Raw genomic sequence first — 18,001 nt, forward strand, 5'->3', positions numbered from 1 at the left:
GTCATCGCTGTTGGGTGCGGGCGGCAGCGGCCGCATCCAGCAGTGCGTCGGCCAGGCGGGCCGCCGCGGGGGTCAGCCGGTCCACCGGCGGGCTGGCCAGGTACACCTGCCACAGCACCCGGTCTGCGAGGTCGACGGCCCGCAGGTCACTGAAACGCCCCGCTTCCGAGACGGGCATGAACGCGGTTCCGAGACCGTTGCCGACAAGTTCGGCGATGGCGGCGAATCCGGCGGGAACCTCGTACTGCGTGCGGGGCTGCACGCCGGCGGCGTGGAAGGCGTCGTCGATCAGCCGTCGCAGGCCGAACCCGGGTGGGAAACCGACCAGGTCTTCGTTGGCGATCTCCGAGAGCTCCACCGGCCCACTGGTGGCCAGCGGATGGTCCTCGCGGCAGACGAACACCATCGGCTCCTCGAACAGCAGCCGCATCTCCAGCTGCGGCGGGAATCGTTCGGGAACCGATACCAGCGCAACGTCAAGAGACCCCTCCACAAGGGCGGACAGATACGCCGACGCACCCGACTGGCTCAGCCGCAGTCGTAGTCGGACGAACGGGTGCACGCGGTGAAAGTCGCCGAGCGCCCGGGCGACATCCATCGGCCCGTACGAGATCAGCGAACCGAATTCGACGATGCCGGAAAGCGATCCGCGGAACTCGCTGACCGATTCGGTGGCCGCGCGGCAGGCGCGCAGCACTTCGTACGCGTGCGCGCGGAAGCGTTCGCCCGCCGCGGTCAGCTTGATCTGCTGGCGGGTCCGGTCGAACAGTTCGACACCCAGTTCCCGTTCGAGCTTGGCGACGGACGTCGACAGCGCGGACTGCACCACGTGTACGCGTTCGGCGGCACGGGTGAAACTCAGTTCACCGGCGACCGCCACGAAGTGCTCGATCTGGCGCAATTCCACATCCGGAATTCTATCTACTACATAGATGTCTTTAATCAAAAACAATCGTTGGACTTGATGATCTGGTTGGACTGTTATGGAATGCATGCCATTCATCACCGCCCCTGACACGAGCTACGACGTCATCGTGTGCGGCGCCGGATCCTCCGGATCGGTCGTCGCCCGACGCCTCGCCGACAACCCCGCCGTCTCGGTGCTGCTGATCGAGGCCGGTGGAACCGATCAGGTGCCGAGCGTCACCGCGGCCGGTCAGTGGCCGTTGAACCTCGGAAGCGAGCGGGATTGGGGATTCATCGCGGCCCCGTCCGCACACGTGAACGGCCGTTCGGTACCACTGTCGATGGGCAAGGTACTCGGCGGCGGATCGGGCATCAACCTGATGGTGTGGGCGCGCGGACACAAAGCCGACTGGGACTTCTTCGCGTTCGACTCCGGCGACAAGAACTGGGGCTACGAGGCCGTTCTGGATATCTACCGGAGGATCGAGGACTTTCACGGCGATCCGGACCCGGACTACCGCGGAACCGGCGGCCCGGTGTACGTCATCCCCGCACCCCTTCCGAATCCGCTGGCACCAGCCACGATTGAAGCTGCCCGTTCGGTCGGGATTCCGACGTTCGACAATCAGAACGGCCGGATGATGGAGTGCACCGCAGGTGCTGCGATCACCGACATCCGGGTGCGCGACGGACGACGCCAGTCCGTCTTCGGCACTTACGTGGCACCGATCGTCCATCACCCCAACCTCAGCGTCCTCACTGCCGCTCTGGTGACCCGGGTCATCGTGGGCGGAGGTCGGGCGACCGGTGTCGAACTCGTGTCCGGTGGCCAGGTGCACCGCGTCACCGCGACAACCGAGGTCGTCCTTTCGCTCGGAGCGATCCACACCCCGAAGGCGTTGCTGCACTCCGGAATCGGCGATGAATCGGAACTGCGTCGCGTCGGCATCCCGGTTCGCGCACACCTGCCCGGCGTCGGGCGCAACCTCCAGGACCATCCCGGATTCGACTGCGTGTGGGAATACCGGGAACCGCTGCCGCCGCGCAACAACGCCTCGGAGGCAACGTACTTCGTGACGAGTGCACCGGGGCTGGAAGCGCCCGACCTGCAGACCTGCCAGGCCGAGGTGCCGAAGTCCAGTGCCGAGAACATCGCCCGATTCGGCCTACCCGAGCAGGGGTGGACACTGTTCGCCGGCGTGGTGCGACCCAAGAGCCGCGGGCACCTCTCGCTACGTTCGGCCGACCCACTCGATCCGATCAACATCCACGCCAACATGTTGGCCCACCCCGACGACGTCAAAGCCGCAGTCGCCGCCGTGGAACTGTGCCGGGAGATCGGCAACTCCGCAGCACTGCGGCCGTTCGCCCGCCGAGAAGTCATGCCCGGAAATCTGAAAGGCGCGGAGCTGGAACGGTTCGTCCGCGACGCCGCATCCAGCTACTGGCACCAAACCTGCACGGCCAAGATGGGCCGCGACGCGATGTCCGTCGTCGACGCGCGGCTGAAGGTCTACGGCATCGACGGCCTGCGGATCGCCGACGGTTCGATCATGCCGCGGGTCACGACGGGAAACACCATGGCGCCATGCGTTGTCATCGGTGAACGCGCGGGCGACATGATCCGGAAGGAACACGGACTGTGAACAGAAGGGACTTCGGGCTGCTTGCCGCGGCAGCGGCGGGTGCCGCCACTCTCGCAGGGTGCACGTCGACACCCGCGACGGCCGGCCCACCGACAGCGCCGGCGCACCGACTCGGCCCGGTCAAACAGATCGACGCAGGCGACCTCAACGTCGGGTACGCCGAAGCGGGCCCGTCCGACGGCCAACCGGTGCTCCTGCTCCACGGCTGGCCCTACGATATCCACAGCTACGCGGACGCGTCGGCCGTCCTCGCCGCCAAGGGGTTCCGGGTGATCGTGCCGTTTCTGCGGGGCTTCGGGACGACGAGGTTCCTGTCCCCTGACGCAATGCGCAACGGCCAGCAGGCGGCGCTCGCCCACGACGCCATCGCGCTGCTGGATGCGCTGGACATCCACAGTGCGATCCTCGGCGGGTTCGACTGGGGTGGCCGCACCGCCAACAACGTGGCAGCGCTGTGGCCGCAACGGGTTTCGGGCCTGGTGGCGGTCAGCGGATACATCACGGTGGATCTGGCCGCCAACCGCAAGCCGCTGACACCGCAGGCCGAGTACGGCTGGTGGTACCAGTACTACTTCGCCACGTCCCGCGGTGAGGCCGGATACCGGCAGAACACCAAGGACTTCAACCGCCTCATCTGGACCAACGCCTCCCCGCTGTGGCACTTCGACGACGCCACCTACGACCTGAGCGCCGCTGCCTTCGAGAACCCCGACCACGCCGACATCGTCATCCACAACTACCGCTGGCGGCTCAGCCTCGCCCACGGCGAAAGCCGTTACGACGCTGACGAACACCGCCTCGCCGCGAAGCCGCAGATCACGGTCCCCACCATCACGATCGGCAGTGATTTCGATGGTGCCGCAAAGGACGGCGCCGCGTACCGACCGCTCTATACCGGTCCCTACGAGCATCGAGTGCTCGACGGCATCGGGCACAACGTGCCGCAGGAGGCACCTCATCAGTTCGCGTCGGCGATCGCCGACATTGCAGACATCGCCAAGCACATCAACTAACGGGACGGATCATCACGATGAGCGCACAGATTCCGGTCGGGCGCACCTTGCTCTCGCGTGTCCACGCACTCCGTGAGACCTGCCCCGACTTCGAGCTGACGAGTTGCGGACAGTACGGGCAGGCCGCGTGATGTCCCTGCTGTCCCGTCCGCTCGTCGCCGATACGCTGGCCCGGCTGTTCGCGGCGACTGTCAACCCGGCGCCGAAACCCGCGGTGCGGTTCACCGACATCCCCGGCCGCACTTCGTCGGCCACGATCCCGACGCGCTACGGAGCGGTCGCCGCCACGGTCTACCATCCCCCGATCGACGTGGAGTCGCCGGCGGTGTACGTCAACATCCATGGAGGCGGATTTGTCGTCGGGCATCCCGAACAGGACGATCCGTGGTGTCGGTACCTGGCCGCCCATGCCGGGGTCGTCGTCGTCAACCCGGACTATGTGCTGGCACCTGCTTACCGATTTCCTGCTGCGCCACAACAGATCTACGACATCGTCTGCTGGGCGGCCGACGCGGACCGGCAGTGGGACGGGACTCGGCTTTGCGTGGGCGGGCAGAGCGCGGGCGGCAATCTTGCCGCGGCAGCCGCCCGTCAGGCAGTGGAGAACGGCGGCCCGCGCATCGCTTTGCAGATGCTGTTCTACGCCCCGCTGGACCTGGTGACGCCCACGCGGGACAAGCCGACGACGATCGGCTCGCGGGCGGTGATGAAGCCGTGGATGGGCGAGGTGTTCGATACCGCCTACATTCCTGATCCGGCACTGCGGCGCCATCCGCTGGCCTCGCCGGCCTGGGGTGACGCCGCCCCCCTGGCGGGTATCGCGCCCGCGCTGATCGTGACCGCAGAGCAGGACCGACTCCGCGACGAAGCGCGACGGTATGCCGACAAGCTGGCGGCTGCCGGCGCGTCGATCGAGTACTACGAGGTGCCCGGCGTCGACCATGGCTACAACATCATGAGTTCGGCGACCGACGTCACCCGCCACTCCTACGCGCGGATCTGCGAGCACGTCGTCCGTGCCACCGCCGCAGGCGGATCACGTTAGATATGCGCTCTTGCCCGCCGGCTGTTTCCACCTGAACGGGCGCCCCTGATCGGTGCGGGTGGCCGCATGTCCACCGATCGGTGGACACCGGATTCCCCCACACCAGGGCCCGATCACCCGACAGACATCTGTGCGCGCAACCGGCATTCTTGGTTCATCGCCGGAACACACCGGCCGGAAGGGCCGAAAAGCCCACGCACACAAGGAGAACCACATGAACACCATCGCACGCCGGATCGCCGCCGGACTCGCCCTGACCGCCGCCCCCGCCCTCATCGCCCTGGGCGCCGCCGCCACCAGCTCCGCGCAGACCACCCCCACCCACACCAACACCCCCTCGATCAGCCACCCGACCTTCCCCCAGCAGCACAACACCCCCCAGCCGGGCACCTCGATCCACCACCACCACCAGAACCACAACGGCTGAACCCCAACCCGACAGCAGGCCCGGACGCCCCCACACCTCCGGGCCTGCCCGGCATCCACCCCCGCTCACAGTCAGGAATCGACGTGACCAGCACTCCACATGCGATGCCCGCGTATGGCGCCTCGCGCGGTCCGGAATACGCCACCACCGAAGCGGTCACCGGGCACAGTGTGGTCGCGGCCGTGGGCTCACCGTCGACGCGAGCCGATGCCACCCCAGCCAGGACGCAGACAGCGCGACGGCGGCAAGGGTAACTGCGGATGATCCTGTCGCGATAGCCGAGCATCTGCCACGCTGCTAATTTCTCATCTTGTCGGTGCACGACGGCGTGACCCGGACAGGATGTGCGCCGTACCCCGGCTCGTGAGAACGACGCACATTGGAGGCCTTGATGTCTGACGTTGACAAACCCGATGTCGTTCCTGTCGCGAAGCCCTTGAACGTCCGCTGGATACACGGATCGGTGTCGTCGAAACACAATTCCGATCCCGACTTACAGGTCTACTGGTATGACGACGACACGGTCATGCTGCGACAGAACAAGGCCATCGACTATGAAGCACCGTTCTTGTTCCTGCTCTTCGGGCGTGATCGCGTGGTTCTACTCGACACCGGCGCAACCGCTTCCGCGCAGTACTTCCCGCTGCGCAGATTGGTCGACGACCTGATCGGGACGTGGCTGGACCGTCACAGCCGCGACGACAGCGCCTACGAACTGCTGGTGCTGCACACCCATTCACACGGCGATCATGTCGCCGGTGACGGGCAATTCGTCGACCGCCCCGACACATCCCTTGTGAAGGCCGACAAGGAGACGGCGTGGAACTTCTTCGGCTTCGCCGAGGACCCCAGCGCCGTCCAGGCAGTCGACCTGGGCGAGCGCACCCTCGAAGTCCTTGCCACGCCGGGCCATGACGCCGCCGCCGTCACGTTCTACGACACGCGCACGGGCATCCTCTTCACCGGGGACACGGTGTACCGGGGCCGGCTCTATATCGTTGACTGGCAAGCGTTCACGCAGAGCATCGACCGACTCATCGACTTCAGCGCATCCCGCCCGGTGACCCACGTCATCGGCTGCCACATTGAGATGACGAGGACGCCAGGCGTCGACTACCCGGTGTTGACGACCTTCCAGCCCGACGAACCCCCGTTGGAGATGACCGTCGAGCATCTCGACGCGATACGTTCAGCACTTCGCGACGCCGGCCCCCACCCGGTCAGGCATGTCTGCGACGACTTCATCCTTTGGCCCGAACAGGAGTAGTGGGCCGAATTCGCCCGATTCCAGGCAGGAACCGGCCCATGCCCGTACCCCCTGCATTGGTATCGATCGAAGAAAGATGTTGATATTGCGATATATGCATATTTTTATTGCACAGGCAAAGGCCGTCAATCTTCGCAACCGCTCCTGACCTGCGTGGCACGGCGGCATCTCGCCCAGACATATGGCAGCGCCTGGCGCGAGGGTGGACTTATGCGACGCGAAGGACGGCGCGTGCCATGAGTCCACCCTCGGCAGTGCCTGCGACGCCAGCCGGTCAGGCCTTGACGTCGGACGGGTGGGCGGCCAGCGGGGTGACGTGCACCTTCATGTAGGGGAACAGCGGCAGACCGGAAAGTATCTGGTGCAGTTCGTCATTGGACTCGACGTCGAAGATCGAGAAGTTGGCGTACTCGCCGACGATGCGCCAGATCTCGGGCCACTTGCCTGCCCGCTGCAGTTGCTGTGAGTAGTCCTTCTCCCGTGCCACAAGCCTGGCCCGGACATCCGGGTCAAGCTCGTGGGGGATGTGGACGTCCATCCGCACGTGATAGAGCATGGAACCTTCAGCCCCGCTCGGGGTCGAGGACGAAGCCGTAGGTGACCTTCTCGCTGCCGTCGGCCTGGGCCTGCGGGGCGAGGATCAGCTCCGGCTTGACCGCGCTGGCGATGTCGTCGTCGTTGTGCTGATCACCGGGGAAGTACAGCTGCGCGGTGAGCAGCTCGTGACCGGGTGCCGACACCTTGACGTGCAGGTGAGCGGGCCGCCACGCATGCCAGCCCGCGGCGGCGATGAGCTTGCCGCATGAACCGTCGGTGGGGATCATGTACGGCGCGGGACGGATCGTGGTGATGGTGAACCTGCCGTCGGCGCCCGTGGAGAAGGAGCCGCGCAGGTTCCACTCCGGCAGACCGGGGGCGAACTGCGAGTAGAACCCGTCGGCGTCGGCGTGCCACAGCTCGACCTTGCCCTGCAGCGGGGTGCCGTCGGTGGAGGTGATGACGCCATCCCACACCAGCGGGGTGCCCGCCTCGTCGTCCCGCATCGGAATGGTGCCCGTCGCGCCGCGCTCAGGTGAGCCGGGGACGTAGTACGGGCCCTCGATGGTGCCCTTGTTGCCCTCGCGGTGGTCGGTCGCGACGTCCTCGACGACGTGCTCCACCCACACGTCGAGGAACAGCGGCCACTCGCCGTCCTCACCGACGTTGATCAGCCACGCCTTGAGCGCGTTGTACTCGTCGTAGGTGACGCGGTGCCTGCGGATGGTGTCGTGCACTGCGGCGAGCACCTCGCGGGCGATGGTGTCGACACGTTCGGCCGGGGTGTCCTTCACCGCCGCGAAGGGCGACTTGTCGGCGTGGAAACGCTCAGTCGCCGATGCGCCGGATGCGGCGGCGCTGGCCTGTTCGGTGGGTGTTTCGATGGTCGTCATCGTTCTTCTCCTGATTTCCTTTGTTGGGCTGTCGATCTGGTCAGGGGTCAGTGGGGTCGCCGGTCGGTGCGGTACCGGTCGAGCTTGTCGGGATCGATGTCGACACCGAGGCCGACGCCGGGCGGGATGTGCAGCAGGCCATCCCGGATGCGCAGGGGCTGGGCGAGCAGGTCGTCGGACATGTCGAGGAAGTTGGACAGTTCGCCGGCCCGCCGTGACGTCAGCTCGTAGGCGGCACCGAAGGTGACCGCGCACGCGGTGCCGAGCTGACCGTCGATCTGGTTGCCGATCACCACCTCGAGGCCGAGACCCTCGGCGAGGTGGTGCACCCGCGCCGAGCCGGTGAATCCGGTACGCGCGGTCTTGATGCTCACCGCGGTCGCCGAGCCGCCAAGCACCTCGCGGGTGACGTCGGCGGGCGTCGGCACCGACTCGTCGGCGATGAACGGCACGTCGAGCTGTCCGACCAGCCAGCGCCGGCCGAGCACATCGTCGGCCGGGCACAGCTCCTCGGCGAACAGCAGGTCCAGGTCGGCCATTTGCTTCATGGCGCGCAACGACTCCGAGGCACTCCACCCGCGGTTGCCGTCGACGTACAGTTCGACGGCGTCGCCGAAGCGGTCACGCAGCGCGCGCACGACGGCGGTGTCCAGCGTGACGGGCAGCCGCCCGACCTTCACCTTGAAGGTGGTGATGCCGTAGGTGTCGCGCATCCGCTCCGCCTCGGCGACCATCTTCGCCGGCTCGGCGAAGCCGAGCATGTGGCTGACGCGCATCCGGTCGGTGTATCCGCCGAGCAGGCTGCTCACCGGGAGCTCCAGGGTGCGGCCGAGGGCGTCCCACATCGCCATGTCGACTGCGGCCTTGGCGGTGGGGTTGCCGACGGTGCGGCCCAGCCGCTGCTGCACGACCTCGCGTTCCAGCAGCGTCAGACCGATGATCTGGGGGGCGAAGATCTGCTCGATGACCGCGACGATGCCGGGTTGGGTCTCGCCGTACGTGAACGGACGCGGCGGCGCCTCGGCCACGCCGACGATGCCGTCGTCGGTGTGCACCCGCACCAACACGTGTTCGGCCACGTGCACCTCTCCGGAAGCGAACTTCAGCGGTTTGACGTAGGGGATGGCGAACGGAATCGCCTCCACAGCAGTGATTTTCACAGTGCCTCTCTCCGGGTCTCTCTCGGGGCTGCGTCGGCATGGGCGGGAAAGGCGGTCTGCAGGACGTCGACGACGGCGTCCACGACCGGGTTGTCGGCACCCTGGCGCCAGGCCAGGGCGAGGTCGATGGTGCCCGCGTCGAGCAGGTCCCGGAAGACGACGCCCTCCAGGGATAGCGAGCGCACCGAAGCGGGCAGGACCGCGACGCCGAGACCGGCGGCTACAAGCGCGAGCAGGACGGCAGTGCCGGGTGCGGAATGCTCGCGGCGCGGAACGAAGCCGGCGCGCCGGCAGCTGCGCAGCAACGCGTCGTTGACGGCGGAGTCCGGGCTCGAATACGCCACGAAGGGTTCGCCGCGCAGATCCGCCATCGCCAAGACCGGTTCGACCCCCAGCCGGTGGTCGACGGAGACGGCCAGCACAAGCGGTTCGACGTCGATGGTGCGCAGCGCGATGCCGTCACCGGATGCCGGCGGACGCAGCACGCCCAGATCCAGCGAGCCCGTCCGCAGACCCTCGCACTGTGGCGGTGTGAGCAGGTCGGCCTGGATCTCCAGGGCGACGTCGGGCAGCTCCCGGCGCACGGCCCGTGCGATGCGCGGCAGATAGGAGAACGCCGCTGTTCCGGTCAGCCCGACACGCAGCAGCCCGGCGCGGCCCGCGGCGATACGTCGAACCCCCCGCTCGGCGTCCGCGACACCTGCCAGGATCCGCTCCGCCTCGGCGCGCAGGAACTCCCCCGCCGCCGTCAGCGACACCTGGCGCGTGGTGCGGTTGAACAGGGTCACGTCGAGTTCGGCTTCGAGCTGACGGATCGCGTAGGACAGCGCAGGCTGGGCAACGTGCAGCTGCTCGGCCGCCTGGCCGAAGTGGCATGTGTCGGCCACGGCGGCGAAGTAGCGCAGGTGACGAAGATCCATGGCTCCCAGTCCGATGTCGTGTTTCCGGCAATGTCTCGTTGGGTCTCGTTGGGGCCCGGTTGTGATGGGCGACACCTCCACGGTAGGTCGCAAATACATACAGAACAAGGACTAAGTTTCGTCTTATTGATAAACGGAACTGCTTAATAAGGCCCTAGGTCAGGACTGGGAATTCCCCTCGTGTGATCGGGGACACCACCTGTGAGTGTGCTGGGAAGCATCACAAACAGCCCAGTCCGGAGGAACTTATGACCGCATCGATCACCCCCCGTCCCAACCGCGTGGCGAGCGTTCTCGCCAACGCGGTCATCGACGATCCCGAGGCCGGTATCTACCGCGCCAACCGCCGGATCTTCACGGACGAGGAGATCTTCGAGCTGGAGATGAAGCACATCTTCGAGGGCAACTGGATCTATCTGGCCCACGAGAGCCAGGTGCCCAATCCGGGCGACTACTTCACCACCTACATCGGCCGCCAGCCCGTCGTGATCACCCGCGACAAGAACGGCGAGCTGCACCTGCTCGTCAACGCCTGCGCGCACCGCGGCGCGATGATCTGCCGGCGCAAAACCGACAACCGGATGACCCTGACCTGCCCGTTCCACGGCTGGACCTTCCGCAACGACGGCACCCTGCTCAAGGTGAAGGATCCCGACGGCGCCGGCTACCCGGACAGCTTCAACGTCAACGGCAGCCACAACATGACCAAGGTCGCGAAATTTGACGGCTACAGAGGCTTTCTGTTCGGCAGCCTCAACCCCGACGTCCTGCCACTGGACGAGCACCTCGGCGACACCACCAAGGTCATCGACATGCTCGTCGACCAGTCGCCCGATGGCCTGGAGGTGCTGCGCGGATCGTCCACCTACACCTACGACGGCAACTGGAAGGTGCAGGCCGAGAACGGCGCCGACGGCTACCACGTCACCGCCACCCACTGGAACTACGCCGCGACAACCAGCAGGCGGTCCACCGGCGAATCCAAGAACGACACCAAGGCGCTCGACGCCGGCAGCTGGGGTAAGTCCGGCGGCGGCTACTGGTCGTTCCCGCATGGCCACCTGTGCCTGTGGACCTGGGCGGGCAACCCAGAGGACCGGCCGCTGTGGGACAAGCTCGACGAGCTCAAGAAGCAGTACGGCGACGCCAAGGGCGAGTTCATGGTCAAGGGGTCGCGCAACTTGTGCCTGTACCCGAATGTCTATCTGATGGACCAGTTCTCGACGCAGATCCGGCACTTCCGCCCGATCGCGCCGGACCAGACCGAGGTCACCATCTACTGCATCGCCCCCAAGGGGGAGAGCGCCGAGGCCCGGGCCCACCGGATCCGACAATACGAGGACTTCTTCAACGCCTCGGGTATGGCCACTCCCGATGACCTGGAAGAATTCCGCTCCTGCCAGCTGACGTTCCGGGCGCAAGCCGCGCCGTGGAATGACATGAGCCGCGGCGCACAGCACTGGCTGACCGGACCCGATCCCGTAGCCGAAGCACTCGACATGAACGGCGTCATCTCGGCCGGGATCAAGAACGAGGACGAGGGTCTCTATCCCGTCCAGCACGGCTATTGGCTGCAGACCATGCGGGACGCCCTCGCCCGCGAAGAAGCCACAGGAACGGAGAACTGAGATGACCACCACCGAAAAATCCAGCACCGCTGGGAAACTCATCACCCAGAACACCATCGAGCAGTTCCTCTACCGCGAGGCCCGCTACCTGGATGACCGCGAGTTCGAGAAGTGGCTCGGCTGCTACGCCGACGACGTCGTCTATTGGATGCCGTCGTGGGATGACAACGACGCGCTCGTCGAGGATCCGCAGCGCGACATCTCACTGATCTACTACGCCAACAAGGGCGGTCTGGAGGACCGGATCTTCCGGATCCGCACCGAGCGGTCGTCGGCGACGTCGATCCCCGAGCCGCGCACCAGCCACAACATCAGCAACGTCGAGGTCATCGAACGCCGGGGCGACCTGGTGGACGTCCGATTCAACTGGCACACCATGTATTTCCGGTACAAGACCATCGACCCGTACTACGGAACCTCGTTCTACACCATCGACTTCTCGGGCGAACAGCCGCTGATCCGGCGCAAGACCGTGGTGCTCAAGAACGACTACATCCACCACGTGGTGGACGTCTACCACTTCTGAGCTGACGACGTCAGCCGAAAACTTAAGGCCACCAACATGACCCAAACCACGGGATATTCGGTGGCGCTGTCCTTCGAGGACGGCGTCACCCGCTTTATCACCTGCCGAGACGACCAGACCGTCGCCGACGCGTCCTACCGCCAGCGCATCAACATCCCGCTGGACTGCCGCGACGGTGCCTGCGGCACCTGCAAGGCGCTGTGCGAATCGGGCGACTATGACGGCGGCACCTACATCGACGACGCGCTGTCGCCCGACGAGGCCGCCGCCGGCTACGTGCTGCCGTGCAGCATGAAACCGCGTTCGGACCTCGTCCTGCAGATCGCCAGCACCTCCGATATCGCCAAGACCCAGGCCGCGACCTACACCGGGACCCTGGTGCGGCTGGATCGGTTGTCGGCCACCACCGTTGAGATCGGTATCGAGATCCCCAACCGATCCGAACTGGCTTTCCTGCCAGGGCAGTACGTCAACATCGCGGTGCCGGGGACGGAGCCCGGACTCACCCGTTCCTATTCCTTCTCCAACGCCCCGCACGACGAAGAACTCACCTTCCTGATCAAACTGACCCCGGGCGGGGCGATGTCGGACTACCTGGCGCAGCGCGCCGCGGTGGGCGACACCCTCTCGTTCACCGGCCCCAACGGGTCGTTCTTCCTGCGGGAGGCGCAGCGCCCGGCGCTGCTGCTGGCCGGCGGTACCGGGCTCGCACCGGTCCTGGCGATGCTGCGCAAATTGCGTGACAGCGGCAGCCCCCGCAAGGTCCACCTGGTCTACGGGGTGAGCACCGATGAGGACCTGGTCGCCCTGGACGCGATCGACGACATCGCGGCCACGCTCCCGGGATTCACCTGGGACCACTGCGTGGCCGACCCGGCGAGCAGCTCCCCCAACCGGGGTCCGGAACGCGCATACGTGACCAGCCTGATCGAGCCCGCCCACCTCTACGACGGTGACGTCGCGATCTACCTGTGCGGCCCGCCGCCGATGGTGGAGGCGGTGCGGCGCCACGTAGCCGGGGCCGGGATCGACCCGTCCGGGTTCTACTACGAGAAGTTCGCGCTCGCCCACGCCCCCGCCGCCGCGGCTGCGGAGACATCGGCTGGGTCCGAGTCCGGGGCCGAAACCGCCGTCACGGCACCGGCAGAGGAACTGCTGGTCTCCGCCGACGCACGCGCCGTAGCCGGGCAGGTGATGCTGCCGCAGGCCGAGTTGGTCGCACAGAGCAGCGGCGGGGTACTCGACGATTCCGACAGCATCCGCCGGATCGCCGGGCAGTTGATGGCTCCGGCGGCGGGCGGCGTCGCGACTCCGCTGGATGCCGATAGCGCACTGCTGGTTTCGGCCAACGCGCGTTCGGTGGCGGGTCAGGAAGTGTTCGGGGCTGCTGCTCCTGCAGTGGCGCCGGCCGCCGGTCCGACGGTGGTTGCGGTACCGGCTCCTGTGGCACCTGTCCAGCCCGCTTCCGCAGTGGCGCGGGACGGCTATCAGATCGGCGAGGAGCACCCCGAGGTTCACGAATCCGACGCGCTTTTCGAGGCGCGTCAGGCGCTCGAACTCGGCGCGCTGGAATTGACCCTGGGCAGGCTGTCGAGCCGTCAGATCGCCGGCTACCGCCTGCTGGCCGAGTCGACGCTGCCCTACGTCGACGGCGACCGGTTGGTCGACGCCGCCCAGTACACCGAGACCAACGCCGCGTTCCACGACTACCTGTTCACGCTGACCGGCAACGAGCACCTGCTGCAGGCCTACCAGGCGCTCGGTGTGAAGGGCCGGATGGCCGAGGTGCTGCGCAACGCGACATGGTGCCATCCGCTGTGCGCACAGGATCACGTCGACATCGTCAACGCGTTCGAGGCGGGTGACCGCACGGCCGCCCGCGATCTGATCACCGGGCACGCCGACCGGGCCAAGCAGACCATGCGGCGCGCGATGGCCGACTCACTCGCGCGACGACGGCCGAAGTTCGTCACGCCCGAACGGTTCGCGGGCAAGGTCGTCGTCGTCACCGGCGCCGCCCAGGGCATCGGAGAGCACACCGCCCGCCGGATCAGCGCGGAAGGCGGCACCCTGGTGGTCGTCGACCGCTCCGAATTGGTCAAGGAACTGGCCGACGAACTGTCCACCGGCGGGCCGGAGGCACTGGCGGTCACCGCCGACCTCGAGCACTGGGAGGGCGCCGAAAGCGTTGTCCAGCAGGCCCTGTCGGCGTTCGGCCGGATCGACGTGCTGATCAACAACGTGGGTGGCGCGATCAACTTCAAGCCGTTCACCGAGTTCAGCGACGCCGAGATCCGCGCCGAGATCGACCGCTCACTGATGACCACGCTGTACTCCTGCCGCGCCGCGCTGCCATCGATGGTCGGCCGGGGTCACGGTGTCATCGTCAACGTCTCCTCGGCGGCGACGCGGGGCATCCACCGCATCCCCTACTCGGCGGCCAAGGGCGGGATCAACGCCATCACCGCATCGCTGGCGATGGAGTACGCCGACAGCGGTATCCGGGTGGTGGCCACCGCCCCGGGCGGCACCGAGGCGCCACCGCGGCGGATCTCGCGCGGTACGCCGACACCTGGCAACGAGACCCAGCGGGCCTGGTTCGACGCCCACATCGAGCAGACCGTCGACTCGTCGTTGCTGAAACGCTACGGCACGCTCGACGAGCAGGTCGCCGCGATCTGCTTCCTGGCCTCCGAGGAGGCGTCCTACATCACCGGAACCGTTCTGCCCGTCGCCGGCGGCGACCTCGGCTGACACCCGCTTCCCAGCCCAACCCGTAACCCGCTACACCACAACATAATTGGAGCTCAACCATGCCCGAAAACCGAAGGGCGCGTGCCCTCGCCTGGGTAGTCGCCCTCTCCACCGCGGCGCTCGTCTTCGACGGATACGACCTCGTCGTGTACGGCACCGTCGTTCCCACCCTGCTCGCCGACCCGTCCCAGCTCGGCGCGATCTCCCCCGAACAGGCGGGCGCACTGGGCAGCTATGCCCTGATCGGGGTCATGGTCGGCGCGCTGGCCGCAGGCGCGATCGGTGATCGCGTCGGCCGCCGCGCCGTCATGCTGGTCAACCTGGGCTGGTTCTCCATCGGCATGCTGCTCACCGCATTCGCCCAGTCGGTGACCATGTTCGGCTTCTACCGGTTCCTGACCGGGGTCGGTGTCGGCGCGCTGGTCGCCACCGTCGGCGCGCTGGTCGCCGAGTTCGCTCAGCCCCATCAGCGCAATCGGCTCAATGCCGTTGTGTACAGCGGGATCCCCGCTGGCGGCGTGATGGCGGCGGGGGCCGCGCTGCTGTTCGCCGACAGCGACGGCTGGCGAATTCTGTTCGCGTTGGGTGCGCTTCCGTTCCTGACGCTGCTGCCCCTTGCGGTGTGGAAGCTGCCCGAATCCCCGCGCTGGCTGATGTCGAGGGGACGCAAGCAGGAGGCCATCGCACTGGCCGCACGCACGGGTATCGCCCTGCCTGCCACGGCCGAACCGGACAGCGGCAGCGTCGGTTTCGCTGCGCTGGTATGCAAGCCGCTGGTCGGGCCGACCGCCCTGCTTGGGCTGATGAGCTTCGTCGGTCTGCTGCTGACCTACGGCCTCAACACATGGCTCCCGCAGATCATGCAGAGCAACGGCTACGGCAAGACGTACTCACTGACGTTCCTGCTGGTGCTCAATCTCGGCGCGATCCTCGGCGGCCTGTTCGCTTCCTACATCGCCGACCGGCTCGGGAGCGCCCAGCGCGTCGTGGTTACGACCTTCATCCTGGCCGCGGCCATGCTGCTGCTCCTGCCGCTGAACCTTCCGCTGGGTGCCCTGCTCGCCGCCGTCGCTATCGCGGGTGTGGGAACGATCGGCACCCAGGTGCTGATCTACGGGCTGGTGTCCAACTACTACCCCACCCGGGCCCGCGCGGCGGGGGTGGCGTGGTGCGCAGGCTTCGGTCGCCTCGGCGGCATCGTCGGACCGGTGATCGGCGGCCTGCTGGTCGGTGCCGGAGTCGGCGGGTCGGTCGCATTCCTGATCTTCGCGGGGCTGGCCCTGGTCGGTGCGGTGGTCACCACCTTCGTGCCGAAGAGCCGCTCGGGTCAGGGCAGTGTCGTGCGAAACGCTGAGGTTGCACCGGCGCTATAGCCGTCACTCGTCCTGCGCCGAATGTACGGTTGTTTGCGGTCGCTCTCGCGAAATCCGTACAACAACCGTACATTCGGCGTTTCAGGGTGGGCTCACGGCACCAGCAGGAGTTTGCCTATGGTGGCCCGGCTCTCCATGTCGGCGTGTGCCTGCGCCGCGTCGGCCAACGGGTACTCGCCGCCGATCCTGACCCGCAGTTTGCCCTCGGCGATCCAGTCGAACAGTTGGGCGGTATGGGCCCGCAGCAGTTCCGGAGTGTGCACGTGGTCGAGAAACACGGCATAGCCGATCTTGATGCTCTTCGGCAGGGCCATGATGTCGATCAGGCCGGGCCCGCCCAGGACGGGGCCGTACCAGCAGAACGTGCCGGAGCGGCGCAGGACGTCGAGCGATCCCTGGAATGTCGTCGGCCCGGAGCCGTCGTACACCACGTGCACGCCCTCGCCCCCGGTCAGCCGGAGCGCTTCCGCGGCGAAGCGGCCCTCGGTGTCGACGATCACGTGGTCGGCACCCGCCTCCTTCGCCGCGACGGCCTTGCCCTCCGACGACACGCGCCCGATCACCGATCCGCCGCCCAGCTTGACGATCTGGGTCAGCAGCAGACCCACCCCGCCCGCCGCGGCGTGGACGAATGCCACGTCGCCGGGCTGCACCCGGTAGAAGTCGGTGGCGAAATGGCTGGCGGTGAGGCCCTGCATCATCACCGACGCGGCGGTGCGGTCGTCGATTCCGTCCGGGATCGGCACCAGCGACGTGGCGGCGACGGCGATCCGCTGCGCGTAGCTGCCCGGTGCGTAGACCCAGGCGACGCGCTGGCCGACCGCGACCTTCTCGACGCCTTCACCGACCGCCAGGACCAGGCCCGCGCCTTCGACGCCAAGGATCTTGGGGTTGGGCAGCTCGGTCCAGGCCATGCCCTGCCGCACCCCGATGTCCATGAAGTTCACACCCGCGTAGGCGATCTCGACCAGCGCTTCACCGGGACCCGCTATCGGTTCGGGCCGGTCGGCGTACTCCAGCATGTCCCGGCCGCCCGTGCCGTTCATGACGATTGCCTTCATTGTCACCCCTGTCCGCCATTCGTCTCTTGAACGTTTGTTCCGTTTTTTGGCTATCGAAGAGCCCGCAGTGCCATGTCGGCCAAGCCGGTGAGCACCTTGCGGTCCGCACCCCCGCGACCGGCGACGCGGATGCCCGCGATATTTGCGACCAGGAACTCGGCCGTCAGGTTGGGATCGAGCCCGGGATCGATATCCCCCTCCCGCTGCGCGTCGCGCAGGCGCCCGACGATCACCGTGTGCAGGCTCTGTCCCAGTAGCGCCTTGATTTCGGTGAGCGCGGGACGCGAAGCGCCGAACTCACAGGTGGAGCCGACACCGAGGCATGGTCGATCTGCGGTTTCGACGACGCGTCGCAGCATCGCCTCGATTCCGTCGATGGCCCGCGCGCCGCTGCGCAGAGCGTCGATGTGCTCCGCGCACTCACCCATCCCGTAGCGGCGCACCGCCGAGCAGTACAGCTGCCATTTGTCGCCGAACGCCGCGTAGAGGCTTTGACGCCCAATCCCCATCGCGTCGACGAGCATCTGGGCCGAGCTTCCCTCGAACCCGTGCTCGCGGAACACGCCGATCGCGCTGTCCAGCGCGACGTCGGTGTCGAACTCCCGTGATCGTGCCACTCACCCGTTATACATATTCGGGAACGATCGTTCAAGTTGTCGAGTGTACGGTTGTTTACGGTCGCTCACGGACAATGCGTACAACAACCGTACATTCGGCGGGGGATTTCAGAATGCTTTGTGCGTGCCGAAGCTACTACCTGTGCCCGATCCCGCCTCCGCAGAATGGGCTCCCGTTCGCGGTCACCGCGGGGGAGACGTTCGTCCTGACGTAGCCAGCTTCGGCCA

General features: G+C 66.8%; 17 protein-coding genes. 10 read left to right on the top strand and 7 right to left on the bottom strand.

The features are described 5' to 3' along the window. Nucleotide 1: 1 nt before the first annotated feature. Nucleotides 2-907 carry a LysR substrate-binding domain-containing protein gene (locus ADBZ6K_RS16085; RefSeq protein ID WP_526348400.1) on the bottom strand — a complete coding sequence of 302 codons (906 nt, stop codon included), beginning with the start codon at nucleotides 905-907 and terminating at the stop codon, nucleotides 2-4. Between the two features lie 85 nt (nucleotides 908-992). On the opposite strand from ADBZ6K_RS16085, the gene ADBZ6K_RS16090 reads away from it, so the two are divergent. From ADBZ6K_RS16090 to ADBZ6K_RS16110, 5 genes are all read left to right on the top strand, one after another. After that, a complete protein-coding gene (locus ADBZ6K_RS16090; protein WP_526348402.1) occupies nucleotides 993-2,552 on the top strand; it encodes a GMC family oxidoreductase in 1,560 nt (519 codons plus the stop codon). Continuing rightward, nucleotides 2,549-3,565: an alpha/beta fold hydrolase gene (locus tag ADBZ6K_RS16095; protein ID WP_526348404.1), complete on the top strand. Its 1,017-nt coding sequence runs from the start codon at nucleotides 2,549-2,551 to the stop codon at nucleotides 3,563-3,565. Before ADBZ6K_RS16090 ends, ADBZ6K_RS16095 begins: the two co-directional genes overlap by 4 nt. Before the next feature lie 130 nt (nucleotides 3,566-3,695). Then, a complete protein-coding gene (locus tag ADBZ6K_RS16100) occupies nucleotides 3,696-4,610 on the top strand; it encodes an alpha/beta hydrolase (protein ID WP_526348406.1) in 915 nt (304 codons plus the stop codon). Between the two features lie 214 nt (nucleotides 4,611-4,824). Then, nucleotides 4,825-5,037: a hypothetical protein gene (locus tag ADBZ6K_RS16105; protein ID WP_526348408.1), complete on the top strand. Its 213-nt coding sequence runs from the start codon at nucleotides 4,825-4,827 to the stop codon at nucleotides 5,035-5,037. A gap of 391 nt (nucleotides 5,038-5,428) precedes the next feature. Next, nucleotides 5,429-6,304: an MBL fold metallo-hydrolase gene (locus ADBZ6K_RS16110; RefSeq protein ID WP_526348410.1), complete on the top strand. Its 876-nt coding sequence runs from the start codon at nucleotides 5,429-5,431 to the stop codon at nucleotides 6,302-6,304. Nucleotides 6,305-6,578: 274 nt separating this feature from the next. Here ADBZ6K_RS16110 and catC read toward each other — a convergent pair whose 3' ends face one another. The 4 genes from catC to ADBZ6K_RS16130 are packed head-to-tail and all read right to left on the bottom strand — an operon-like array spanning nucleotide 6,579 to nucleotide 9,814. After that, nucleotides 6,579-6,860 carry a muconolactone Delta-isomerase gene (gene catC, locus ADBZ6K_RS16115; protein ID WP_526348412.1) on the bottom strand — a complete coding sequence of 94 codons (282 nt, stop codon included), beginning with the start codon at nucleotides 6,858-6,860 and terminating at the stop codon, nucleotides 6,579-6,581. A 7-nt stretch (nucleotides 6,861-6,867) separates the two neighbouring features. Continuing rightward, nucleotides 6,868-7,734, bottom strand: a complete 867-nt coding sequence (gene catA / locus ADBZ6K_RS16120) for a catechol 1,2-dioxygenase (protein ID WP_526348414.1) — start codon at nucleotides 7,732-7,734, stop codon at nucleotides 6,868-6,870. Nucleotides 7,735-7,781: 47 nt separating this feature from the next. Further along, nucleotides 7,782-8,894 carry a mandelate racemase/muconate lactonizing enzyme family protein gene (locus ADBZ6K_RS16125; RefSeq protein ID WP_526348416.1) on the bottom strand — a complete coding sequence of 371 codons (1,113 nt, stop codon included), beginning with the start codon at nucleotides 8,892-8,894 and terminating at the stop codon, nucleotides 7,782-7,784. Further along, nucleotides 8,891-9,814 carry a LysR family transcriptional regulator gene (locus ADBZ6K_RS16130; RefSeq protein ID WP_526348418.1) on the bottom strand — a complete coding sequence of 308 codons (924 nt, stop codon included), beginning with the start codon at nucleotides 9,812-9,814 and terminating at the stop codon, nucleotides 8,891-8,893. The genes ADBZ6K_RS16125 and ADBZ6K_RS16130 overlap by 4 nt, the downstream gene beginning before the upstream one ends. Nucleotides 9,815-10,062: 248 nt before the next feature. On the opposite strand from ADBZ6K_RS16130, the gene benA reads away from it, so the two are divergent. Genes benA through ADBZ6K_RS16150 form a run of 4 tightly spaced genes read left to right on the top strand, consistent with a single transcriptional unit; the run spans nucleotide 10,063 to nucleotide 16,095 of the window. Beyond that, the gene (gene benA / locus ADBZ6K_RS16135; RefSeq protein ID WP_526348420.1) at nucleotides 10,063-11,442 is read left to right on the top strand and encodes a benzoate 1,2-dioxygenase large subunit; all 1,380 of its coding nucleotides are present in this window, start codon (nucleotides 10,063-10,065) and stop codon (nucleotides 11,440-11,442) included. A gap of 1 nt (nucleotide 11,443) precedes the next feature. Then, complete coding sequence (benB, locus tag ADBZ6K_RS16140) at nucleotides 11,444-11,968, top strand: benzoate 1,2-dioxygenase small subunit (RefSeq protein ID WP_526348422.1); 525 nt, start codon at nucleotides 11,444-11,446, stop codon at nucleotides 11,966-11,968. Between the two features lie 36 nt (nucleotides 11,969-12,004). Then, nucleotides 12,005-14,722 carry a benzoate 1,2-dioxygenase electron transfer component BenC gene (gene benC / locus ADBZ6K_RS16145; protein ID WP_526348424.1) on the top strand — a complete coding sequence of 906 codons (2,718 nt, stop codon included), beginning with the start codon at nucleotides 12,005-12,007 and terminating at the stop codon, nucleotides 14,720-14,722. Nucleotides 14,723-14,781: 59 nt separating this feature from the next. Then, entirely contained in the window at nucleotides 14,782-16,095 is a 1,314-nt protein-coding gene (locus ADBZ6K_RS16150; RefSeq protein ID WP_526348426.1) for an MFS transporter, read from the top strand. Between the two features lie 92 nt (nucleotides 16,096-16,187). On the opposite strand, the gene ADBZ6K_RS16155 is transcribed toward ADBZ6K_RS16150, so the two are convergent. Together ADBZ6K_RS16155 and ADBZ6K_RS16160 are read right to left on the bottom strand one after the other, a co-directional pair. After that, entirely contained in the window at nucleotides 16,188-17,156 is a 969-nt protein-coding gene (locus tag ADBZ6K_RS16155; RefSeq protein WP_526348428.1) for a quinone oxidoreductase family protein, read from the bottom strand. A 50-nt stretch (nucleotides 17,157-17,206) separates the two neighbouring features. Further along, complete coding sequence (locus ADBZ6K_RS16160; protein ID WP_526348430.1) at nucleotides 17,207-17,773, bottom strand: TetR/AcrR family transcriptional regulator; 567 nt, start codon at nucleotides 17,771-17,773, stop codon at nucleotides 17,207-17,209. Nucleotides 17,774-17,886: 113 nt separating this feature from the next. Between ADBZ6K_RS16160 and ADBZ6K_RS16165 the strand changes: the two genes are divergently transcribed. Continuing rightward, nucleotides 17,887-17,988: a DUF1684 domain-containing protein gene (locus tag ADBZ6K_RS16165; RefSeq protein ID WP_526348432.1), complete on the top strand. Its 102-nt coding sequence runs from the start codon at nucleotides 17,887-17,889 to the stop codon at nucleotides 17,986-17,988. Nucleotides 17,989-18,001 lie beyond the last annotated feature (13 nt).

Origin of the sequence: Mycobacterium sp., from assembly GCF_044223235.1 — a bacterium.
In the GTDB taxonomy this organism is placed as follows: Bacteria; Actinomycetota; Actinomycetes; order Mycobacteriales; family Mycobacteriaceae; genus Mycobacterium.

Excerpts from the sequence above, each read along its gene's own strand:
- ADBZ6K_RS16090 (WP_526348402.1), top strand. The coding sequence starts at position 993 with ATGCCATTCATCACCGCCCCTGACACGAGCTACGACGTCATCGTGTGC.
- ADBZ6K_RS16100 (WP_526348406.1), top strand. The coding sequence starts at position 3,696 with ATGTCCCTGCTGTCCCGTCCGCTCGTCGCCGATACGCTGGCCCGGCTG.
- ADBZ6K_RS16105 (WP_526348408.1), top strand. The coding sequence starts at position 4,825 with ATGAACACCATCGCACGCCGGATCGCCGCCGGACTCGCCCTGACCGCC.
- ADBZ6K_RS16110 (WP_526348410.1), top strand. The coding sequence starts at position 5,429 with ATGTCTGACGTTGACAAACCCGATGTCGTTCCTGTCGCGAAGCCCTTG.
- catC (WP_526348412.1), bottom strand. The coding sequence starts at position 6,860 with ATGCTCTATCACGTGCGGATGGACGTCCACATCCCCCACGAGCTTGAC.
- catA (WP_526348414.1), bottom strand. The coding sequence starts at position 7,734 with ATGACGACCATCGAAACACCCACCGAACAGGCCAGCGCCGCCGCATCC.
- ADBZ6K_RS16130 (WP_526348418.1), bottom strand. The coding sequence starts at position 9,814 with ATGGATCTTCGTCACCTGCGCTACTTCGCCGCCGTGGCCGACACATGC.
- benA (WP_526348420.1), top strand. The coding sequence starts at position 10,063 with ATGACCGCATCGATCACCCCCCGTCCCAACCGCGTGGCGAGCGTTCTC.
- benB (WP_526348422.1), top strand. The coding sequence starts at position 11,444 with ATGACCACCACCGAAAAATCCAGCACCGCTGGGAAACTCATCACCCAG.
- benC (WP_526348424.1), top strand. The coding sequence starts at position 12,005 with ATGACCCAAACCACGGGATATTCGGTGGCGCTGTCCTTCGAGGACGGC.
- ADBZ6K_RS16150 (WP_526348426.1), top strand. The coding sequence starts at position 14,782 with ATGCCCGAAAACCGAAGGGCGCGTGCCCTCGCCTGGGTAGTCGCCCTC.
- ADBZ6K_RS16155 (WP_526348428.1), bottom strand. The coding sequence starts at position 17,156 with ATGAAGGCAATCGTCATGAACGGCACGGGCGGCCGGGACATGCTGGAG.
- ADBZ6K_RS16165 (WP_526348432.1), top strand. The coding sequence starts at position 17,887 with ATGCTTTGTGCGTGCCGAAGCTACTACCTGTGCCCGATCCCGCCTCCG.